General features: G+C 71.0%; 16 protein-coding genes. 7 read left to right on the top strand and 9 right to left on the bottom strand.

What is annotated here, in order from left to right:
* The first annotated feature begins 185 nt into the window (after positions 1-185).
* From sqr to ACWDEW_RS40170, 3 genes are read left to right on the top strand one after another with little or no spacing between them, the layout of a single operon-like run.
* The gene (gene sqr, locus ACWDEW_RS40180; RefSeq protein WP_450519973.1) at positions 186-1433 is read left to right on the top strand and encodes a type III sulfide quinone reductase, selenoprotein subtype; all 1248 of its coding nucleotides are present in this window, start codon (positions 186-188) and stop codon (positions 1431-1433) included.
* 18 nt (positions 1434-1451) lie between these two features.
* On the top strand, positions 1452-1769 hold the full coding sequence (locus ACWDEW_RS40175; protein WP_450519971.1) for a TusE/DsrC/DsvC family sulfur relay protein: 318 nt from the start codon (positions 1452-1454) through the stop codon (positions 1767-1769).
* 41 nt (positions 1770-1810) lie between these two features.
* A complete protein-coding gene (locus tag ACWDEW_RS40170; RefSeq protein WP_450519969.1) occupies positions 1811-2284 on the top strand; it encodes a DsrE/DsrF/DrsH-like family protein in 474 nt (157 codons plus the stop codon).
* Here ACWDEW_RS40170 and ACWDEW_RS40165 read toward each other — a convergent pair whose 3' ends face one another.
* From ACWDEW_RS40165 to ACWDEW_RS40140, 6 genes are all read right to left on the bottom strand, one after another.
* Positions 2285-3292, bottom strand: coding sequence for an ABC transporter ATP-binding protein (locus tag ACWDEW_RS40165; RefSeq protein ID WP_450519968.1), 1008 nt, complete (start codon positions 3290-3292; stop codon positions 2285-2287).
* The gene (locus ACWDEW_RS40160) at positions 3289-4335 is read right to left on the bottom strand and encodes an ABC transporter ATP-binding protein (protein WP_450519966.1); all 1047 of its coding nucleotides are present in this window, start codon (positions 4333-4335) and stop codon (positions 3289-3291) included. Before ACWDEW_RS40160 ends, ACWDEW_RS40165 begins: the two co-directional genes overlap by 4 nt.
* Entirely contained in the window at positions 4328-5296 is a 969-nt protein-coding gene (locus tag ACWDEW_RS40155; RefSeq protein WP_450519965.1) for an ABC transporter permease, read from the bottom strand. The genes ACWDEW_RS40160 and ACWDEW_RS40155 overlap by 8 nt, the downstream gene beginning before the upstream one ends.
* A 5-nt stretch (positions 5297-5301) precedes the next feature.
* Positions 5302-6339, bottom strand: coding sequence for an ABC transporter permease (locus tag ACWDEW_RS40150; RefSeq protein ID WP_450519963.1), 1038 nt, complete (start codon positions 6337-6339; stop codon positions 5302-5304).
* Positions 6327-8051 carry an ABC transporter substrate-binding protein gene (locus ACWDEW_RS40145; protein ID WP_450519961.1) on the bottom strand — a complete coding sequence of 575 codons (1725 nt, stop codon included), beginning with the start codon at positions 8049-8051 and terminating at the stop codon, positions 6327-6329. Before ACWDEW_RS40145 ends, ACWDEW_RS40150 begins: the two co-directional genes overlap by 13 nt.
* 96 nt (positions 8052-8147) lie before the next feature.
* Positions 8148-9044 carry a proline iminopeptidase-family hydrolase gene (locus ACWDEW_RS40140; RefSeq protein ID WP_450519959.1) on the bottom strand — a complete coding sequence of 299 codons (897 nt, stop codon included), beginning with the start codon at positions 9042-9044 and terminating at the stop codon, positions 8148-8150.
* Positions 9045-9377: 333 nt separating this feature from the next.
* On the opposite strand from ACWDEW_RS40140, the gene ACWDEW_RS40135 reads away from it, so the two are divergent.
* Entirely contained in the window at positions 9378-10058 is a 681-nt protein-coding gene (locus tag ACWDEW_RS40135; RefSeq protein ID WP_307783032.1) for a FadR/GntR family transcriptional regulator, read from the top strand.
* Here ACWDEW_RS40135 and ACWDEW_RS40130 read toward each other — a convergent pair.
* Positions 10055-10894: a PhzF family phenazine biosynthesis protein gene (locus tag ACWDEW_RS40130; RefSeq protein ID WP_450519957.1), complete on the bottom strand. Its 840-nt coding sequence runs from the start codon at positions 10892-10894 to the stop codon at positions 10055-10057. The two genes, ACWDEW_RS40135 and ACWDEW_RS40130, sit on opposite strands and share 4 nt — an antisense overlap.
* A gap of 49 nt (positions 10895-10943) precedes the next feature.
* Between ACWDEW_RS40130 and ACWDEW_RS40125 the strand changes: the two genes are divergently transcribed.
* The 3 genes from ACWDEW_RS40125 (at position 10944) to ACWDEW_RS40115 (ending at position 15919) form a co-directional block, all read left to right on the top strand.
* On the top strand, positions 10944-11990 hold the full coding sequence (locus ACWDEW_RS40125; RefSeq protein ID WP_450519955.1) for a permease: 1047 nt from the start codon (positions 10944-10946) through the stop codon (positions 11988-11990).
* Complete coding sequence (locus ACWDEW_RS40120) at positions 11987-12721, top strand: TIGR03943 family putative permease subunit (RefSeq protein ID WP_450519953.1); 735 nt, start codon at positions 11987-11989, stop codon at positions 12719-12721. Before ACWDEW_RS40125 ends, ACWDEW_RS40120 begins: the two co-directional genes overlap by 4 nt.
* A 75-nt stretch (positions 12722-12796) precedes the next feature.
* Positions 12797-15919, top strand: a complete 3123-nt coding sequence (locus ACWDEW_RS40115) for an ATP-binding protein (RefSeq protein ID WP_450519951.1) — start codon at positions 12797-12799, stop codon at positions 15917-15919.
* On the opposite strand, the gene ACWDEW_RS40110 is transcribed toward ACWDEW_RS40115, so the two are convergent.
* Together ACWDEW_RS40110 and ACWDEW_RS40105 are read right to left on the bottom strand one after the other, a co-directional pair.
* Positions 15900-16691, bottom strand: a complete 792-nt coding sequence (locus tag ACWDEW_RS40110) for an ABC transporter permease (protein ID WP_450519949.1) — start codon at positions 16689-16691, stop codon at positions 15900-15902. The genes ACWDEW_RS40115 and ACWDEW_RS40110 overlap by 20 nt on opposite strands.
* On the bottom strand, positions 16688-17659 hold the full coding sequence (locus ACWDEW_RS40105; protein WP_450519947.1) for an ATP-binding cassette domain-containing protein: 972 nt from the start codon (positions 17657-17659) through the stop codon (positions 16688-16690). The genes ACWDEW_RS40110 and ACWDEW_RS40105 overlap by 4 nt, the downstream gene beginning before the upstream one ends.
* Between the last annotated feature and the right edge of the window lie 30 nt (positions 17660-17689).

Raw genomic sequence — 17689 nt, 5'->3', positions numbered from 1 at the left:
CCCGGCCGGGGCCCTTTCGGCTCTGGCGGGGCGATCGGAGAGTGGGCTACCCTGCCCGGCTCTTCGAGCAGGTGGCACCACCCGCCGTCGCACACCGCGCGGGGTCGCGTACATACCCCTGTGGGTACCCGGGGGAGGACCATCGGCCCCTGACTCCGCCGCGGCTCCCGGACCACGCTGGAGGCATGGGCAAACACATCGTGATACTCGGCGCCGGAACCGCCGGCACCATGACGGCCAACCGGCTGCGCCGCGCGTACGACGAGCGGGACCTGCGGATCACGGTCGTCGACCAGGACGACATCCACGTCTACCAACCCGGCCTGCTGTTCGTGCCGTTCGGCCTCGCCGAGCCGCACGGCCTGCTGCGCTCACGTCCACGCCAGCTGCACGACGGCATCGACTACCGCAGGTGCCGCATCGACCGGGTCGACCTCGAAAAGCACGTGGTGCACTTCGCCGTCGGCGGCTGGGTCACCTACGACGTCCTCGTCGTCGCCACCGGCGCCCGGCTGCTGCCCGACGAGACCGAGGGACTCACCGGCCCCGGCCTGGGCGAGTCGGTGTTCACCTTCTACGACCTGCCCGGCGCCGTCGACCTGCGGTACGCGCTGGAGCGCTTCGAGGGCGGCCGAGTGGTCATCGACGTGGCGGACCTGCCGGTCAAGTGCCCTGTCGCACCACTGGAGTTCGCCTTCCTCGCCGACTGGTACTTCCAGCGCCGCGGCATCCGCGACCAGGTGCGGCTGACCTACGCCACGCCTCTCGACGCCGCCTTCACCAAGCCCGCCGCCGCGCGGGAGCTCGGCGGACTGCTGGAGCGCAAGGGCATCGAGCTGGTCACCGAGTTCACTCTCGGCAGCGTCCAGGCCGACGGCGCCGGCGGCCGGCTGGTGTCGTACGACGACAGGGAGCTGCCGTTCGACCTGGCGGTCGTCGTGCCGCTGCACGGCGGCGCCGGGTACGTCGACCGCTCTCCGGGCCTGGGCGACGAACTCGGCTTCGTGCCCGTAGACCCGCACACGCTCCAACTCCCCGACCACCCGGACGTGTTCGCCATCGGCGACGCGGCGGGTCTGCCCGCCTCCAAGGCCGGTTCGGTGGCCCACTTCGAGGGCGAGGTACTGGTCCGCAACATCGGCCGCTTCCTCGCCGGACAACCGCTGGACGCGTCCTTCGACGGGCACACCAACTGCTTCGTGGAGACCGGCTTCCACAAGGCCCTGCTCATCGACTTCAACTACGAGACCGAGCCGCTGCCCGGCCACTTCCCCGGCTCCGTCGGACTGCCGCTGCTGAAGGAGTCGCACGCCAACCACCTCGGGAAGCTGGCCTTCGAGTGGCTGTACTGGCACACCCTGCTGCCCGGCCGGGACATGCCCGGCGTCGGCTCGGCGATGCCCGAGCAGGGCAAGCATCCCGTCCACGTCTGAGCCGAGGAGGCCCGCACCATGCCCACCGCCACCTACGACGGCGTCACCGTCCCCGTCGACGACGAGGGCTTCTTCACCGACCCCGCGCGCTGGACCGAGCCCATGGCCGCCCAACTCGCCCGCGAGAGCGGCGTCGGGACACTGACCGACCGGCACTGGCAGGTCATCCGCTTCATGCGCACCGCCTACGAGACCAAGGGCACGGGCCCGACCGTGCGCGTCCTCGGCAAGACGTCCGGCGTGAGCGTCAAGGAGCTCTACCAGCTCTTCCCCAAGGGACCGGCGAAGACCGCCGCGAGGATCGCCGGCATCCCCAAGCCCCGCGGCTGCATCTGACACGTCCGTCACCGAGCCCGTCACCGAGGAGCGCGTCCGCCATGGCCGACACCGCCACGATCGAGAAGGTCTCGATCATCGTCTCCAAGGGATCCCTGGAAGGGATCTACCCGGCCCTGATCCTGGCCAACGGCGCGCGCGCCGAGGGCATCGAGGCCGACCTGTTCTTCACCTTCTTCGGCCTCGACGCCATCACGAAGAAGCGCTGGGAGCACATCAAGCTGGCCACCGTCGGCAACCCGGGCCTGCACCTGCCCACCCTGCTGGGCGGCATGCCGGGCGTCCCCGACCTGGTCACCCGGTACATGGAACGCAAGATGGACAAGCTCGACATCCCGCCGATCCCCGAGTTCATCGAGATGATCGCCGACACGGGCGCGGGCATCCACGCCTGCAAGGCCTCGGTCGACCTCTTCGAACTCGACAAGGACGACCTCGTCGAACACGTCCAGGACATCATCACCGTGGGGGAGTTCTACGAGCGGGCGGCCGGCGGCCAGATCATCTTCACCTGATCATCGGGCCAGGGGATAGTGACAGGCGGTGTGCCTGCCACTGGCCGTCACGGTCAGCCGGGGACGTTCCACGGCACACCGCTCCCGCGCGTACGGGCAGCGGGTGCGGAACGGACAACCCGTGGGCTTGTCCACCGGGTTGGGCACCTCACCGGTGAGCACGATCCGCTCCCGGGGGACCTCGTCGTCCAGCGTGCCGTCGTCGATGTCAGGGACCGCCGACAACAGCGCCTGCGTGTACGGATGGGCCGGCTCCTTGTACAGGGCCTCCGTCTCGCCGAGTTCGACGATCTCACCGAGATACATGACCGCGATCCGGTCCGACACATGACGGACCACCCCGAGGTCGTGCGCGATGAAGACATAGGTGAGCGCGAACTCCTCCTGGAGATCGGCGAACAGGTTCAGCACCTGCGCCTGGATCGACACGTCGAGCGCCGACACCGGTTCGTCGGCGACGATCAGCTTCGGATTCGTCGCCAACGCCCGCGCGATACCGATGCGTTGGCGCTGTCCGCCGGAGAACTCGTGCGGATAGCGGTCCAGATGGGCCGCCGCCAGCCCTACGACGTCGAAGAGCTCCGCGACCCGACGGCGAACGGCGGCCCCGTCGCCGTAACGGTGCACGAGCAGCGGCTCCGCCACGATGTCCCCGGCACGGCGGCGCGGGTTGAGCGAGGCCTGCGGGTCCTGGAACACCAGCTGCATCCCCGGACGCACGGGACGCAGCCGCCGCGTGGACAGGGTGCTGATGTCCTGGCCGTCGAACTCGACCCGGCCGCCCGTGAGTTCGGTGAGCCGGACCAGACAGCGGCCGAGCGTCGACTTGCCGCAGCCCGACTCGCCGACGATGCCGAGCGTTTCACCGGCGCGCACCTCCAGGGACACGCCGTCCACGGCACGCAGTACTTTGCGGTGCCGGGAGAACCCGTCGGCGCGCAGGGGGTAGTGCTTGGTGACGTCCGAGGCGCGCAGCAGCGCCTCTGTCGTTGTCGTCCGCGCGGTCACGGTGTGGCCTCTCGTTCCAGGTCCGGTACGTCCGTCGCCGCGGCCCGTGCGGTCAGGCGCAACGAGGCGCGGTCGTCGTCGGGGAGCCAGCAGGCGTCGCGGTGCGCGCTGCCACCGAAGTCCCTCAACTCCGGTCGCTCCTCGCACTGTTCGTGCCGCAACCGGCACCGGGGCGCGAACGCGCATCCCTCCGGCAGATTCCCCGGCGCCACCGGCATTCCCGCGATGGTGGGCAGCCGCCGCAGCCGGGGTCCGCCCACCCGGGGCACCGAGTCGAGCAGCCCCCAGGTGTAGGGGTGCCGCGGTCCGTGGAACACCGCCCGGCGCGGGCCCTCCTCGGCCGCCCGGCCGCCGTACATGACCAGGACCCGGTGGGCGATCTGCGAGATCACACCCATGTCGTGCGTGATGAGGACGACGGCCGAGCCCTCCGTGTTCAACTCCCGCATCAGGTCGAGGATCTGGGCCTGGACCGTCACGTCGAGGGCCGTGGTCGGCTCGTCGGCGATCAGCAGCGCGGGGCCGCAGGAGAGGGCCATCGCGATGACCGCGCGCTGCCGCATACCGCCGGAGAACTCGTGCGGATACGCGTTCGCCCGCGAGGCCGCGTCGGGGATGCCCACGTCGGAGAGGAGACCGACGGCACGCGCGTGGGCCTCCTTGCGGGACACCTTCTCGTGCGCCCGGATCTGCTCGGCGATCTGCCAGCCCACGGTGTACACGGGGGTGAGCGCGGTCATCGGGTCCTGGAAGACCATGGCGATCTCCCGGCCCCGTACCGCCCGCATCTCCTTGTCGGGGAGGGTGAGCAAGTCCCTTCCGCGGAAGCGGACTTCGCCCTCGACGGTCACGTTGGGACTGGTCAGCAGACGGAGTACGGCGAGCATCGAGACGCTCTTGCCCGAGCCCGACTCGCCGACCACGCCCAGGATTTCACCGGGCGCCACCGAGAAGGAAAGACCGTCCACGACGGTGACGGAGCCTTGGCGGGTGCGGAAGGACACTCTCAAGTCGCTTACGTCCAGCAGGGGTTGGTCAGGCATGGCGGGCCCTCGGGTCGAGTCGGGCGTACAGGATGTCCACCAGGGCGTTGGCGAGGACGACGAAGAACGCCGCGTACAGGACCGTGCCCATGATCACGGGCAGGTCCAGGTTCTGGAGGGCGTCGAAGGTGAGCTTGCCGATGCCGGGGAGGCCGAAGACCACCTCGGTGAGCAGCGCGGCGCCGCCCACCAGCGCGCCGAAGTCCAGGCCGAACAGCGACACGATCGGGATGAGCGAGCAGCGCAGGGCGTGCCGGATCAGGATGCGCCGCTCGGAGAGACCCTTGGCCCGCGCGGTGCGGACGTAGTCCTCGTTCAGCGCGCCGACGACCTCGCCGCGCAGCAGGCGGGCGTAGATCCCGGCGTAGAGCAGTGCGAGGGTCAGCCAGGGGAAGAGCAGGTGCAGCGCCCACTGGCCGGGGTCGTGGCTCAGGTCGACGTATCCCGGTGGGGGTACCCAGGAGAACACCGAACTGTGCAGCTGCTTCTGGGTGATGAGGTTGACGACCTCGCCGAGCCAGTAGGCCGGCAGGGAGACCCCGACCACGCCGACGAGCATGATGACCGGGTCGGCCGCCTTGCCGCGCAGGGCCGCGGCCGCCGTGCCCATGATGATGCCGGCCGTCATCCAGATCAGTGCGGCGCCGACGACGAGCGACAGGGTCACCGGAGTGGCCTGCACGATCTGCGGGATCACGCGGGAGCCGCGGTTGACGAACGACTCCAGGTCCCGGTCGATCAGCAGGTGCCGCATCATCAGCAGGTAGCGGACGGGCATGGGTCGGTCGAGGCCGAAGGAGTGCCGGACCTGGGCGAGGGTGGCCGGGTCGGCATTGCGGCCCGCGATACGGGCGGCGGGATCGACTCCCGGTGTGGCGAAGAAGATCAGGAACACCAGCACGCTGATTGCGAACATGACCAGCAGTGCGGACGCGAAGCGTTTGACGATGAACTGGAGCATGGACGTCACACCCCTCCGCGCAGCCGGGCGCCCGGGTCGAGCGCGTCGCGCACGCCGTCGCCGAGGACGTTGAGCGCCGCCGTGGTCAGCGCGATCAGCAGGCCGGGCGCGATCGTCACGGCGGGGCGGGTGTAGAGCAGCCCGAGTCCGTCCTCGATGATCGTGCCCCAACTGGCGTCCGGCGGCTGGACACCGACCGACAGGAAGGACAGCGCCGACTCCGTCAGCATGGCCAGCGCGGTCATCAGCGGGACGAACACGATCGCCGTGGGCAGCACGTTCGGCAGCACCTCGCGGCGCAGGATGCGCACGGTCGGCGCCCCGGAGCCGATGGCCGCCTGGATGTACTCCTTGTTGCGCAGCACCAGCACCTGACCGCGCAACGGCCTTGCGATGTACGGGACATAGATCGCCGCGATGATCGCGACGGGCAGCCAGAGACTTCCCGCCTCGACGGTGAGCGGGCCGAGGTGCAGTCCGTCGGTGAGCAGGACGACCGAGAGGCAGATCGCGAGCAGGTACACCGGGAAGGCCCAAATGACGTCCAGGACACGGGAGATGACGGCGTCGACGACACCGCCCGCGTAGCCGGCGACGACTCCGACGACCGTGCCGAGGGCGCAGGTGAGCAGGGCGGCGGTGAACCCGATGAACAGGCTCGTCCGGCCGCCGTAGAGCAGTCGGGCCATGACGTCACGGCCCTGGTTGTCGGCGCCGAGGAAGTAGTGGGCGGGGGCCCAGGTCGGGCCGATCGGGGTGACGCCGAGGCCGAGGCCGGTGCTGCTCGGGGTGAGCACCGGCACGGTCTTCCCGTCCACGACCGTGGTACCGGAGACATGGGACTGGAAAGGGTCGGTGTGGGCGATGTGGTGCGCGTACAGCGGCGCGCACAGGGTCGCCAGGACGACGAGGAAGAGGACGACGGCCGCGGCGAGCGCCGACCTGTTGTGCAGCAGGTCGGCGCCGGCCGTCCGCCAGGGGCCCGGCGAGCGCCGGGCCTCCTGGGTGGCCAACTCGGGTGCGGCGGTGCTCACTTGACCCATGTCTGGCCGACGAGCATGTAGAACTGCTTGCTGAACTGGTAGTTGCCCAGCCGCTTCGACGTGAAGTCGATGATCTTCGGGTTGATCAGCGGGACGACCGGGGACTGCCGCATGATCGCCTGGTCGATCGTGCCCCACTGCGTGTTGGCCGCCGTCGGGTCGGTCTGCGCGGTCTTCAGCGCGGTCTGCATCTTCGCGTCGACGCCCCTGTCGCAGAAGCCCGAGATGTTGATGCTGGAGTCGCTTCCCGGGTGGAACGCGGCGCAGGAGAACAGCACGTTGAGGAAGTCGGAGGCCGCCGGATAGTCCTGGTACCAGGACGTGAGGGCGAGCTGGACCTTGTTCTTGGTGTTCTGGATGTAGGTGAACTGGATGTTCGCCGACAGCGGCTTGAGCGTCGCCTTGTAGCCGAGCTGGGTGAGCAGGCTCTGCAGGTACTGCCCGATCGACTTGTTGACGTCGTCGTCCTGGGTGACGATGCCGACCTCCTGTCCGGCCGTACCGGACTGCTTCACCAGCGCCTTGGCCGTGGCGAGGTCCGCGGCCGTCCAGGTCTTGCCGCCGCCCTTCGTGTAGTCGCACGAGTCGACGTGCCCGGGGAAGCCCGGCGGCAGGATCGTGCACGCTGGGGAGGCGAGGTTGGTGCCGCCGTACAGCCGCACCACGGCCGAGCGGTCCACGGCCCAGTTGATGGCCTGGCGCGCCAACTTGTTGTTGAACGGGGCCATGTTGACGTTCAGCGTCGCGTACCAGAACGCGGTCAGCGGGTTCACGTGCGCCTGGGACGAGTACTTGGTGCCGATCTCGTTGAGCCGGTCGGCGGGCGGCGGGTCGTACATCCAGTCCGCCTGGCCGTTCTCGACAGCGGTCACCTCGGACTCGACGGTCTGCCCGAAGGTGTAGTCGATCTCGTCCGGGTAGCCCTGCGGCTCGGCCTCCCGCGACCACTCCTTGAAGTGCGGGTTGCGCACCAGCTTCAGCTCGCGGTTCGGGTCGTAGGAGGCCGCCATGTACGGGCCGGTCGTCGGCAGCGGCTTGGTGCCCGCGTCCTTCGTCGGCGAGTCCTTCGGCAGGATGCTGGCGTGCGGGACGGCCAGCTTGTACGGGAACTCCGAGTCCGGCGCGGTGAGGTTGACGGTGACCGTGTTCGCCGTCGCGTCACCGGTCACGCCGCCCTTGAGCGTGCAGGACGCGGGCGTCTTCAGACAGGCGGTGGCGCCGACGATGCCGTTGTAGAAGGTGCCCGCGGTGGGGCTGGAGACCTTGAAGATGCGCTGGAAGGACGCGACCACGTCGTCGGTGGTCAGTGCCTTGCCGTTGGAGAAGGTGATGCCCTTGCGGAGCGTGAAGGTGTACGTCTTCCCGCCGTTGGTGACCTTCGGCATCGCGGCGGCCAGGTCCGGCACGACCGTGAACGAGGACTGGCCGCCGACCTTCTTGAACGACAGCAGCCCGTCGTACATCGACTGGTACAACTGCCAGTACTGGAGCGTGTAGTTGACCTGCGGATCGAGGCTGCCGGCAGCCGCGTGGGCGACCAGCTTCAGCGTCCCGCCCTTGTGCTGCGGCAGGAAGGCGGAAGTGCCGGACGCCGACGAGGACGTGGTCGGGCCGGAGGAGGAGCTGTCGTCGGAGGACGAACAGGCGGCGGTGGTCAGGGCGAGGGCGACGGTGGCGGCGGCGAACGCGCTCCGTCTCGTGCTGCGGGACATCCAGGGAACTCCCGTCGGGGAAACGGCTGTTGGGTGGCCGGGTGTGGCCGGGTGCGGCCGGGGTGGCCAGGGCGGGCCGGGGGAGAGGCCGAAGGCTCAGTCGGTGGAGTCGAGGAAGGTGCCCACGACCCGGAGGTAGAGCTCTTCCTCCTCGACGTGCGGCATGTGGCTGGAGTGCTCGAACATGTGCCAGCGCACGTCGGGGATGTGGTCGGCGAACGGGCGCAGCGTCTCGGGAGTCGCCTCGTCGTACCGGCCGGACACCAGCAGGGTCGGCGCCTCGATGAGATGCAGCCGGTCGATCACGGACCAGTCCTTCATGGTGCCGACGACATGGAACTCGTTCGGCCCGTTCATTGTGTGGTACACGGTCGGGTCGGCCGCGATGTTCTCCCAAGTCGCCTGTACCTCGGGCGGGTTGGGGGTCAGGCGGCACACATGCCGCTCGTTGAAGACCTGCTCGGCGGCGAGGTAGTCGGGGTGGTCGGTGGTCCCGGCCGCCTCGTGGGCGAGCAGGGTGCGCTGGACCTCCGGCGGCAGCTGGCCGCGCAGTTCGGCCGCCGCGGCGAGCCACAGCTCCATGGACGCGGGGGAGTTGGCGATGACCAGGCCGTGCAGCCCGGCCGGCCGGCGTACCGCGTGCTCGGCTGCGAGCATGCCGCCCCAGGACTGTCCGAGGAGGTGATAGGCATCGGCGATGCCCAACTCCTTGAGCAGATTGTCGAGTTCGTCGAGGAAGAGCTGGACGGTCCAGAAGTCGGCGCCCTCGTCGGGCAGATGGGTGGACAGCCCGGTGCCGAGCTGGTCGTAGTGCACCACTTGGCGTCCCTGCTCGGCGATGCCCGCGATGCTGAGCGTGTAGTTGTGACCGGCGCCGGGTCCGCCGTGCAGGACGACCAGGGGTGTCCTGCCGGGTGTGCCGGTGATCCGGTACCAGGTCGAATGGCCGTTGAAGTCGACGGTGCCGGTGTGATTCGGTTCGGGAATCGCCACGCGAGGGCCTCCCAGGAGGGCCGTCCGCCAGGCCGTATTCCGGGCCTGGCCTCTGGCTGAAACGAAAAGGATGTGACGGATGGCTGCGATAGTGATTGGGTAAAAGGTCAGTGCACAAGACCTTTTAGCGGGGACTGGGCAAGACGTAACGACGAGTTCACGTGGCCCGCCCGCGTTTACAGCAACGGCATTGAAGGGGGAGGACAGCTGACATCCGTACCTGAGGCATCCGAGGCCGGGGACGAGTTCTCACGCGTCCTCGACCGTGTCCTCCTCGGCGGCTCCCCGTCCTCGGCGCTGCGCCCGGTCCGGGTCGCCTCGGCGGTCGACGAGGTGTCCGACCGGCTGCTCACCGCGATCGCCGTCGGCGACTTCCTGCCGGGCGAACGGCTGCCCGCCGAGCGCGAACTCACCGGTCTGCTCCGGGTCAGCCGCCCCACGGTGCGCGAGGCGGTCGCCCGCCTCCAGGCCGTCGGCGTCGTCGAGATCCGCCGAGGCCGCAACGGCGGCACCTACGTCCGCGACAGCTGGACCGAGTCGACGGCCGCCGCCGTCCGGCACACCCTGCTGCCCCGCTGGGAGGAGTTCGAGCAACTCTTCGACCTGCGCGGCCTGGTCGAGGGCATGGTCGCCGCGACGGCCGCCCGACGCCGGGGCTCCAAGGACCTCGACCCCATGAAGGACGCCCTGTCCGCCTACCTCACCGCGAGCACCCCGCGCGACGCGCACACCGCGGACAGCGCCTTCCACCAGGCCGTCCGCGCCGCCACGGGCAACCCCCAGATCGTCATGCTCAGCCAGGACCTGCTGGCCCGCATCAGCCTCGGCTTCCCCGTCGAACCCTGGGGCAGGGGCGAACAGGCCCACTTCCACCAGGGCGGCGAGGACCACAAGGCCCTGTACGAGGCCATCGCGGCGGGCGAGCCCGAGCGCGCCGAGGAGATCGCCCGCGGCCACTTCACCATCAGCGCCGACCTGATCCGCGACGTACTGGAGCGGGTCCGGGCCCGCTAGGCCGTGTCCCGCACGGCACCGGCGACTTCCGCGACGCCGCCCAGCCGCAGCACGGGTCGGGCGCTCGCGGTGATCGTGGCCGGGCTGCCCAGGGAGTCGCCCATGTCGACGGCGATCTCGGTGACGCCCTGTTCGGCCAGGTCGGCGGCGAGGCACGCGGTGCTGTTGGCGTTCGCGATGTCCTCCGGGACGCCGATCGACGGCGCGAACATGCGGGCCGCGATCCGACCGGAGGGCTCCGGCACCGAGTAGACGTAGCAGCCGAGCAGCCCGAACCGGTCGCAGGCCGCGCGGAGCCGCTCGAAGTCCGGTGCCAGCGCGGCGAGTTCGGCGCGCGAGGCGACCGGCACGAGCAGGCGCGCCCGCCCGACCGAGGCCACGCGGGCGCCTCGAACGAGCGTGTCCTGGGTGACGCCCAAAGGGGGCAGGACGTGCGCGCACTCGTCCGGGGTCGGCTGACGCAGCTCGACGGGACCCGGCTCGAAGGCGGCACGGAACCGAGTCCCCTCCCGTACCGCCCGGCCGGCGAACGAACGCCCCGCGGTGTGCAGCATGCCCCGGTACCCCGCGCCCCGGGCACGGTCCGCGAGGTAGGCCAGGGCGGCGACCGTACCGTGGCCGCACGCGGGCAGTTCGCCCTCGGCGGTGAAGAAGCGCAGCGACACCTCGGACCCGCGTGCCGAGACGAAGACGGCGTGCGAAGTCCCCGCGCGGACCGGCACCCGACGCCGCTCGTCGTCGCTCAACGGCACCTCGTCCAACACCGTGGTGGGGCTTCCGCCGGCGCCCTCGCGCAGACACGCGCGGACGATCGTGACGGACAGTGGGCTGATCACGCGAGAACCGTACTATGTTCTGTCGCAACATCAGACATTCGGAGCAAATATGCAAAAAACGGATGAGCTGCTTGATGTGACGGAGGCGATGGTCCCGGCCACCGTCCACCCACCCGAGCGACGGCGCCGCCGCGTCCCGCGCAGACCTCCGCCCGCGACGGTGGCGCTCACCGCCCTCGGTCTGGCGATCGCCGCGCTCCTGCTGTCGGGCACACCGTGGCTGAACGGCCCCGCCGTGGCCGCCTGGCGCACCGTCTGCCTGGCCATCACGGTGCAGGCGCTCCCCTTCCTCCTCCTCGGCACAGCCCTGTCCGGGGCGATCAACGCCTTCGTGCCGGCCGACCTGTTCACCAAGGTGCTGCCCAGGCGTGCCGTGCTCGCGGTCCCCGTGGCCGGACTCGCCGGAGCCGTCCTGCCGGGCTGCGAATGTGCCTCCGTGCCGGTCGCCAACAGCCTGATCCGCCGGGGCGTCACCCCCGCCGCAGCCTTCGCGTTCCTCCTCTCGGCGCCCGCGATCAACCCGATCGTGCTGACCGCCACCGCCGTCGCCTTCCCCGGCAGCCCCGCCATGGTGCTGGCCCGGCTGCTCGCCTCGCTCGTCACCGCCGCCGTCATGGGCTGGCTCTGGCTCTGGCTCGGCCGCACGGAATGGCTGCGCCCCGTCGTCCGGCACACCGGACACCGGCACGGACACAGCCGCTTCACCGAGTTCCGGCTCGGCTTCCAGCACGACTTCCTGCACGCGGGCGGCTTCCTCGTCCTGGGCGCCATGGCCGCGGCCACCTTCAACGTGACCGTCCCGCGCTCCGTCCTCGACACCTTCTCCGGCTCGCCCTGGCTGTCCGTGCTGTTCCTCGCCGTGCTCGCCGTCGTCCTCGCGGTCTGCTCCGAGGCCGACGCCTTCGTGGCGGCCTCACTCACCGGCTTCTCACCCACCGCCCGGCTGGCCTTCATGGTCGTCGGCCCCATGGTGGACCTGAAGCTGATCGCCCTCCAGGCCGGCACCTTCGGCCGCGCGTTCGCGGTCCGCTTCTCCACCGCGACCACCGTCGTCGCCGTGGCCGCCAGCGTCCTGATCGGAGGCGCCCTGCTGTGAAGCGCACCGCACAGATCACGCTCCTGATCCTGACCGGCCTGGGCCTGCTGCACACCGCCCTCTTCACCGACCTCTACCTGCGCTACGTCAAGGAGGGCCTGCGCCCGCTCCTGATCGTCTCCGGGGTTCTCCTCCTGCTCCTCGGCCTGGCCCACGCTGCGTTCGACCACGACACCGGCGAGAAGGAGGACCACGACCACGCCCACGGGCACGACCACTCCACCGCACCCCGCATCGCCTGGCTGCTCTTCCTCCCCGCGCTCAGCCTCCTCCTCTACGCCCCGCCCGCCCTCGGCGCCTACACGGCCGCGCACGCCGGCAGCGAGACCGTCAAACAGCAGAAGGGGTTCGCCGCACTCCCCGCGACCTCCCCCCTCCCGATGACCCTCACGGACTTCACCACCCGGGTCCAGCAGGACAAGGAACGCGCCATCCAGGGCCGTACGGTCGAGATGACCGGCTTCGTGACACCGGGACAGGGCGGTACTTGGGACCTGACCCGGATCATCTTCACCTGCTGCGCGGCGGACGCCCAGACCGTCAAGATCCGGATGTACGGCACCCCCGCCCCGCCCGCCAACACCTGGCTGGCCGTCACCGGAACCTGGCACACCCAGGGCGCCCTCGGCACGAAGTCCGCGGCGGCGGCCCTCGACGTCCACGGCACCCGGCGCATCGCCCAACCCGTCAACGCCTTCACGGACGACCTGCCCCTCACACCCACCCGGTAACGCGAACTGCCGCTGCCGACACGGGCGTTCGGACCGCGGGAGCCGCAACGCCCCGACCTTGGTTAACCTGCACGGGTGACCACCGATCTGACCCTGCTGCCCCGCGTCGCCCACCGCGGACAGGAAGTCACCGCGCCCCGGCTGCGCGGACTCCTCGCGCTGCTCGCGGGCGACCTGCGCACCGGCTGCAGCACCGAGCGGCTGGTGGCGGGGCTGTGGCCGGACGAGCTGCCGGAACGGCCGGGCAAGGCGGTCCAGGTCCTGGTGTCCCGGGCCCGTTCCCAGCTGGGCGCCGACGTCATCGCCAGCACCCCGACCGGCTACCGGCTCGCCCTCACCGAGGACCAGGTCGACAGCTCCGCCCTGCTGCTGCACGCCACGGTCAGCGCCGACCGGTCCAGGGCCGGGGACCACGCGGGAGCGCTGGCCGCCGCCGAGGCCGGACTCGCCCTGTGGGAGGGCACTCCCGACGGCGACCCCGACAGCGCCGACCCGGTGGCCGTACTGCGCGCCGAGCGCGCCCCCGTCCACAGCACGCTCGTCCGCGCGCGTGCGCTCGCGCTCGCCCGCCTGGGCCGGCACGCGGAGGCGGCCGGCCCGCTCGCCGCGGCCGCCGCGGAGCATCCCCGCGACGAGGAGGTGCTCGCCGAACTCCTGCGCGGCGAGGCCGCGTCGGCGGGCCCGTCCGCCGCACTGATGCGCTACGAGGCGTACCGCAGGGAACTCCGCGACGACCTCGGCACGGACCCCGGCGCCGGACTCAAGGCCGTGCACGAGGAGTTGCTGCGTGGCGAGGCACCCGTGGTCCGACACGGCGTGCCGCACGAACCCAACCCCCTCCTCGGCCGCGACGAGGACATCGCGGCCGTCGAGCGGGCGCTGCACACTTCGCGCGCCGTCACCGTCGTCGGCCCCGGCGGCCTGGGCAAGACCCGCCTCGCGCACGCCGTCAGCCGCCGGGCCGAACAGCGCGTCGTGTACTTCGTGCCGCTCGCCGGTGTCACGGCCGACGCCGACGTGGCCGCCGAGGTGGCCGCCGCGCTCGGCGCGGGCGGCATGAGCGGACCCGCCGCCGGCGACCCGGTGACCGCCGTCCTCGGCGTCCTCGGCGGCGGGCCCGCGCTGCTGGTCCTCGACAACTGCGAGCAGATCGTCCGCGGCGCCTCCGACCTCGTCCAGGCGCTCGTCTCGTCCTCCAAGGACCTGCGGGTCCTCGCCACCAGCCGCGCCCCGCTGGGCCTGACCTCGGAGGCGGTGTACGCGCTCCCGGAGCTGGGTCTCGCCACCTCCGTCGAACTGTTCACCCAGCGGGCGCGCGCCGCCCGGCCCGGTGTGGAGCTGCCGTCGGACGCGGTGACCGAACTGTGCCGCCACCTCGACGGGCTGCCGCTCGCCGTGGAGCTGGCCGCGGCGAGAGTGCGGGTCCTCTCGGTGCCGGACATCGCCCGGCGCCTCGGCGACCGGTTCGCCCTGCTGCGCGGCGGCGCACGGGACGCACCCGAACGGCACCGCACCCTGCACGCGGTCGTGGAGTGGAGCTGGAACCTCCTCGCGGAGGACGCCCGCGCCGCGCTGCGCACCCTCTCCGTCTTCCCCGGCGGCTTCCTCGCCGAGGCGGCGGAACAAGTCCTCGGCGAGGACCCGCTGTTCCTCCTGGAGCAACTGGCGGACCAGTCCCTGCTCACCGTCGCCGACACCCCGGCGGGCGTACGGTTCCGAATGCTGGAGACCGTGCGGGAGTTCAGCGCGGCCCGGCGCACCGAGGCGGGCGAGGACGAGGCCGCCGTAGACCAATTCCTGCTCTGGGCGCGGGACTTCGGGGTCGCGTACCACGACTGGTTCTTCGGCTCGGAGCCGCGGGCCGCCTGGGAGCGGATCAGGGGCGAGCAGGACAACCTCGTACTGGCCCTGCGCTACGCCCTGGCCCGTACGGACTGTCCCACCATCGCCGCCCTCACCGCGGTCCTCGCCGCCCTGTGGTCGACGGGTTCCAGCTACCCCCGCCTCACCGCGCTCGCCGCGGACACCGGGCCGCCGTTGTCGCACTACCACCCCGAGCCCGAGTACGTCGAAGTCGCCCGCGCCGCCGCGGTGTTGTGCACGGCGAGCCTGTTCATGGGCTACGGCCCACAGGTCGTACGCCAGCTCGTCACCCTCCGGCGGCTGCCCCCGGCCCCGCCGGACACCCTGCTGCGCGCCATCTCGGCCGTGCTGGGCGCGGTCCCCGAGATGCTGCCCCCGGACTACGGCGTGCTGCGCGAACTCTGCGCCAGCGAGCGGCCGTTGCTCGCCGGTATCGCCGAGTGCGTCGCCACCTACGTCTGGGAGTACGAGCACGACATCGACCGCTCGCTCGCCTCCGCGCGGCGCAGCATCACGGCACTGGCACCGGTAGACCACCCCTTCCTCCAGGTCCTCGGGCACGCCCGGCTGAGCGAGCTGTGCCTGCAGACGGAGCAGGGCGAGGCCGCGTACGAGAGTCTCAGGGCGGCGCTCGCCGCGTTGCCGCGCCTCGGTGACGAGCACGACTCCATCGGCGTCCGCTGGGGTCTCGTCCTCGCCTGTCTGCAGCGCGGCGAGCCCGACGAGGCCGAGTACTGGCTGCGGCAGGCGGAGGAGCGCAACCCCGCGCACAAGGACGACGTCTACAGCCCCGACTTCGGCGGCCGTGCCGAGATCGCGCTCGCCCGCGGGCTGACGGAGGTCGGACTCGGTGTGTGGCGCCGCAACGTGGAGGCGATCTCCGAGGCCGGTTCGACGGGGAGCGACGACCCCTTCTACGACCGGTGGCTGCTGCAGGTCCAGTCGGCGGCGGTGACGGCACACGCGCACGCCGACCGGCTCGGGCTCGTCACGGACGTGGTCGACCGGCTGCTGCGGCGGCTGCGCGCCCTGCTCGCGGGACCGGCCCGCTCGCCCATGGAACTCCCCGTGTTCGGGACGGGGTTGCACGCCCTCGGTATGGCCGGGATCGTCTCCGGCGACGCCTCCGCCGTACGGCTGATCGCGCTCGCCGAACGGCTGCGGGTGCTGCGCGACTTCCAGCCGACCATGTCGGCGGAGCGTGCCCGCCGGGCGGCCGAGGACGCCGACGGGGCGGCGTACGCCGACGCGGTGTCGGAGTACGCCGCCCTGGAGCGGGACGAGTTGCGGGAGGCGGCCCGCGCTGCCATCGCGGTTACTTCGGGTCGCGGTTGAACTGTGCCGTCGACCAGCGGTAGCCGAGCACGGTGAGGCCGACGCACCAGGCGAGCGCGATCCACCCGTTGTTGCCGATCCCGGTGCCCAGCAGCAGACCGCGCAGGGTCTCGATGGCCGGGGTGAAGGGCTGGTACTCGGCGATCGGCTGGAACCAGCCCGGCATCGTGTCGGCCGGGGTGAAGGCGCTGGAGATGAGCGGCAGGAGGATCAGCGGGGTCGCCATGTTGCTGGCCGCCTCGGGGTTGGGGCTGGCCATGCCCATCCCGACCGCGATCCAGGTGAGCGCCAGGGCGAACAGCGCGAGCAGTCCGAAGGCCGCCAGCCACTCCAGGACGGTGGCGTCCGTGGAACGGAAGCCGATCGCCACCGCGACGGCGCCGACGAGGACCAGACTGGCGAGGACCTGCAGCACACTGCCGACGACGTGCCCGATGAGGACGGAGCCGCGGTAGACCGCCATCGTGCGGAAGCGGGCCATGAGCCCTTCGCTCATGTCCATGGAGACGGAGACCGCGGCGCCGATGACCGTGCTGCCGATCGTCATCACCAGGAGGCCCGGGACGAGATAGGCGATGTAGTCGGAGCGGTCGGCACCGCCGCCGCCGATGCCCGCGCTCATCACGTTGCCGAAGACGTAGACGAAGAGGAGCAGCAGCATGATCGGGGTGAGCAGCAGGTTCAGGGTCATCGACGGGTAGCGCCGGACGTGCAGCAGGTTGCGGCGGAGCATCGTGGACGAGTCGCGGACGGCGAGGGCGAGGGTGCTCATCGGACGTTCTCCTTGGCCTGGTGGGGGATCTTGCTGTCGCCGGTGAGGGCGAAGAACACGTCGTCGAGGTCGGGGGTGTGCACGGTCAGCTCGTCGGCCTCGATGCCGGCGGCGTCCAACCAGTCGAGGACGGCGCGCAGTTCGCGTTGGCTGCCGTCGCTGGGGATCTGGAGTGACAGCGCCTCGTCGTCGCGGGTGACCTCGCGCAGGGCGGTGGCCGCGGACTGGTAGGCGACCGGGTCGGTGAAGCGGAGCCGGACGTGTCCGCCGGGGACGAGCCGCTTCAGTTCCTCGGCGCTGCCCTCGGCGGCGATCCTGCCGTCGTTCAACACCGCGATGCGGTCGGCGAGTTCGTCGGCCTCGTCCAGGTACTGGGTGGTGAGGAAGACGGTGACCCCGTCGGCGACCAGCGTGCGGATGATGCCCCACATGGTGTGCCGGGAGCGCGGGTCGAGACCGGTGGTCGGCTCGTCGAGGAAGATGATCCGCGGGCTGCCGACCAGCGTCATCGCGATGTCGAGACGCCGCTTCATGCCGCCGGAGTAGGTGGAGGCGGGCTTCTTCGCCGCCTCGGTGAGGTCGAAGCGGGCCAGCAGTTCGGCGGCCACCCGGCGTCCCTCCTTCCGCGGCAGGTGGTGCAGATCGGCCATGAGCAGCATGTTCTCCTCGCCGGTGATCAGTCCGTCGACGGCGGAGAACTGCCCGGTGACGCCGATCGCGGCCCGTACGGCCTGCGGGTCCACGGCCAGGTCGTGGCCGCCGACGCGCAGTTCGCCGGCGTCGGCGGCGATGAGGGTGGAGAGGATCTTGACGGCGGTGGTCTTGCCGGCGCCGTTCGGACCGAGCAGAGCGAAAACCGTGCCGGCCGGTACCGAGAGGTCGATGCCGTCGAGGACCGTCTTGTCCCCGTAGGCCTTGCGCAGCCCCTTGGCCGCGATGCCGAGTGCGTGCGATGTCGTTGTCGTCATGCCGCAGAGCGTGCGGCAGGCCGCATTCAG

Source organism: Streptomyces sp. NPDC001100 (assembly GCF_053598575.1).
The sequence above is the reverse complement of the archived record's forward strand: the minus strand, read 5'-3'. Positions and strand labels throughout refer to the sequence as shown.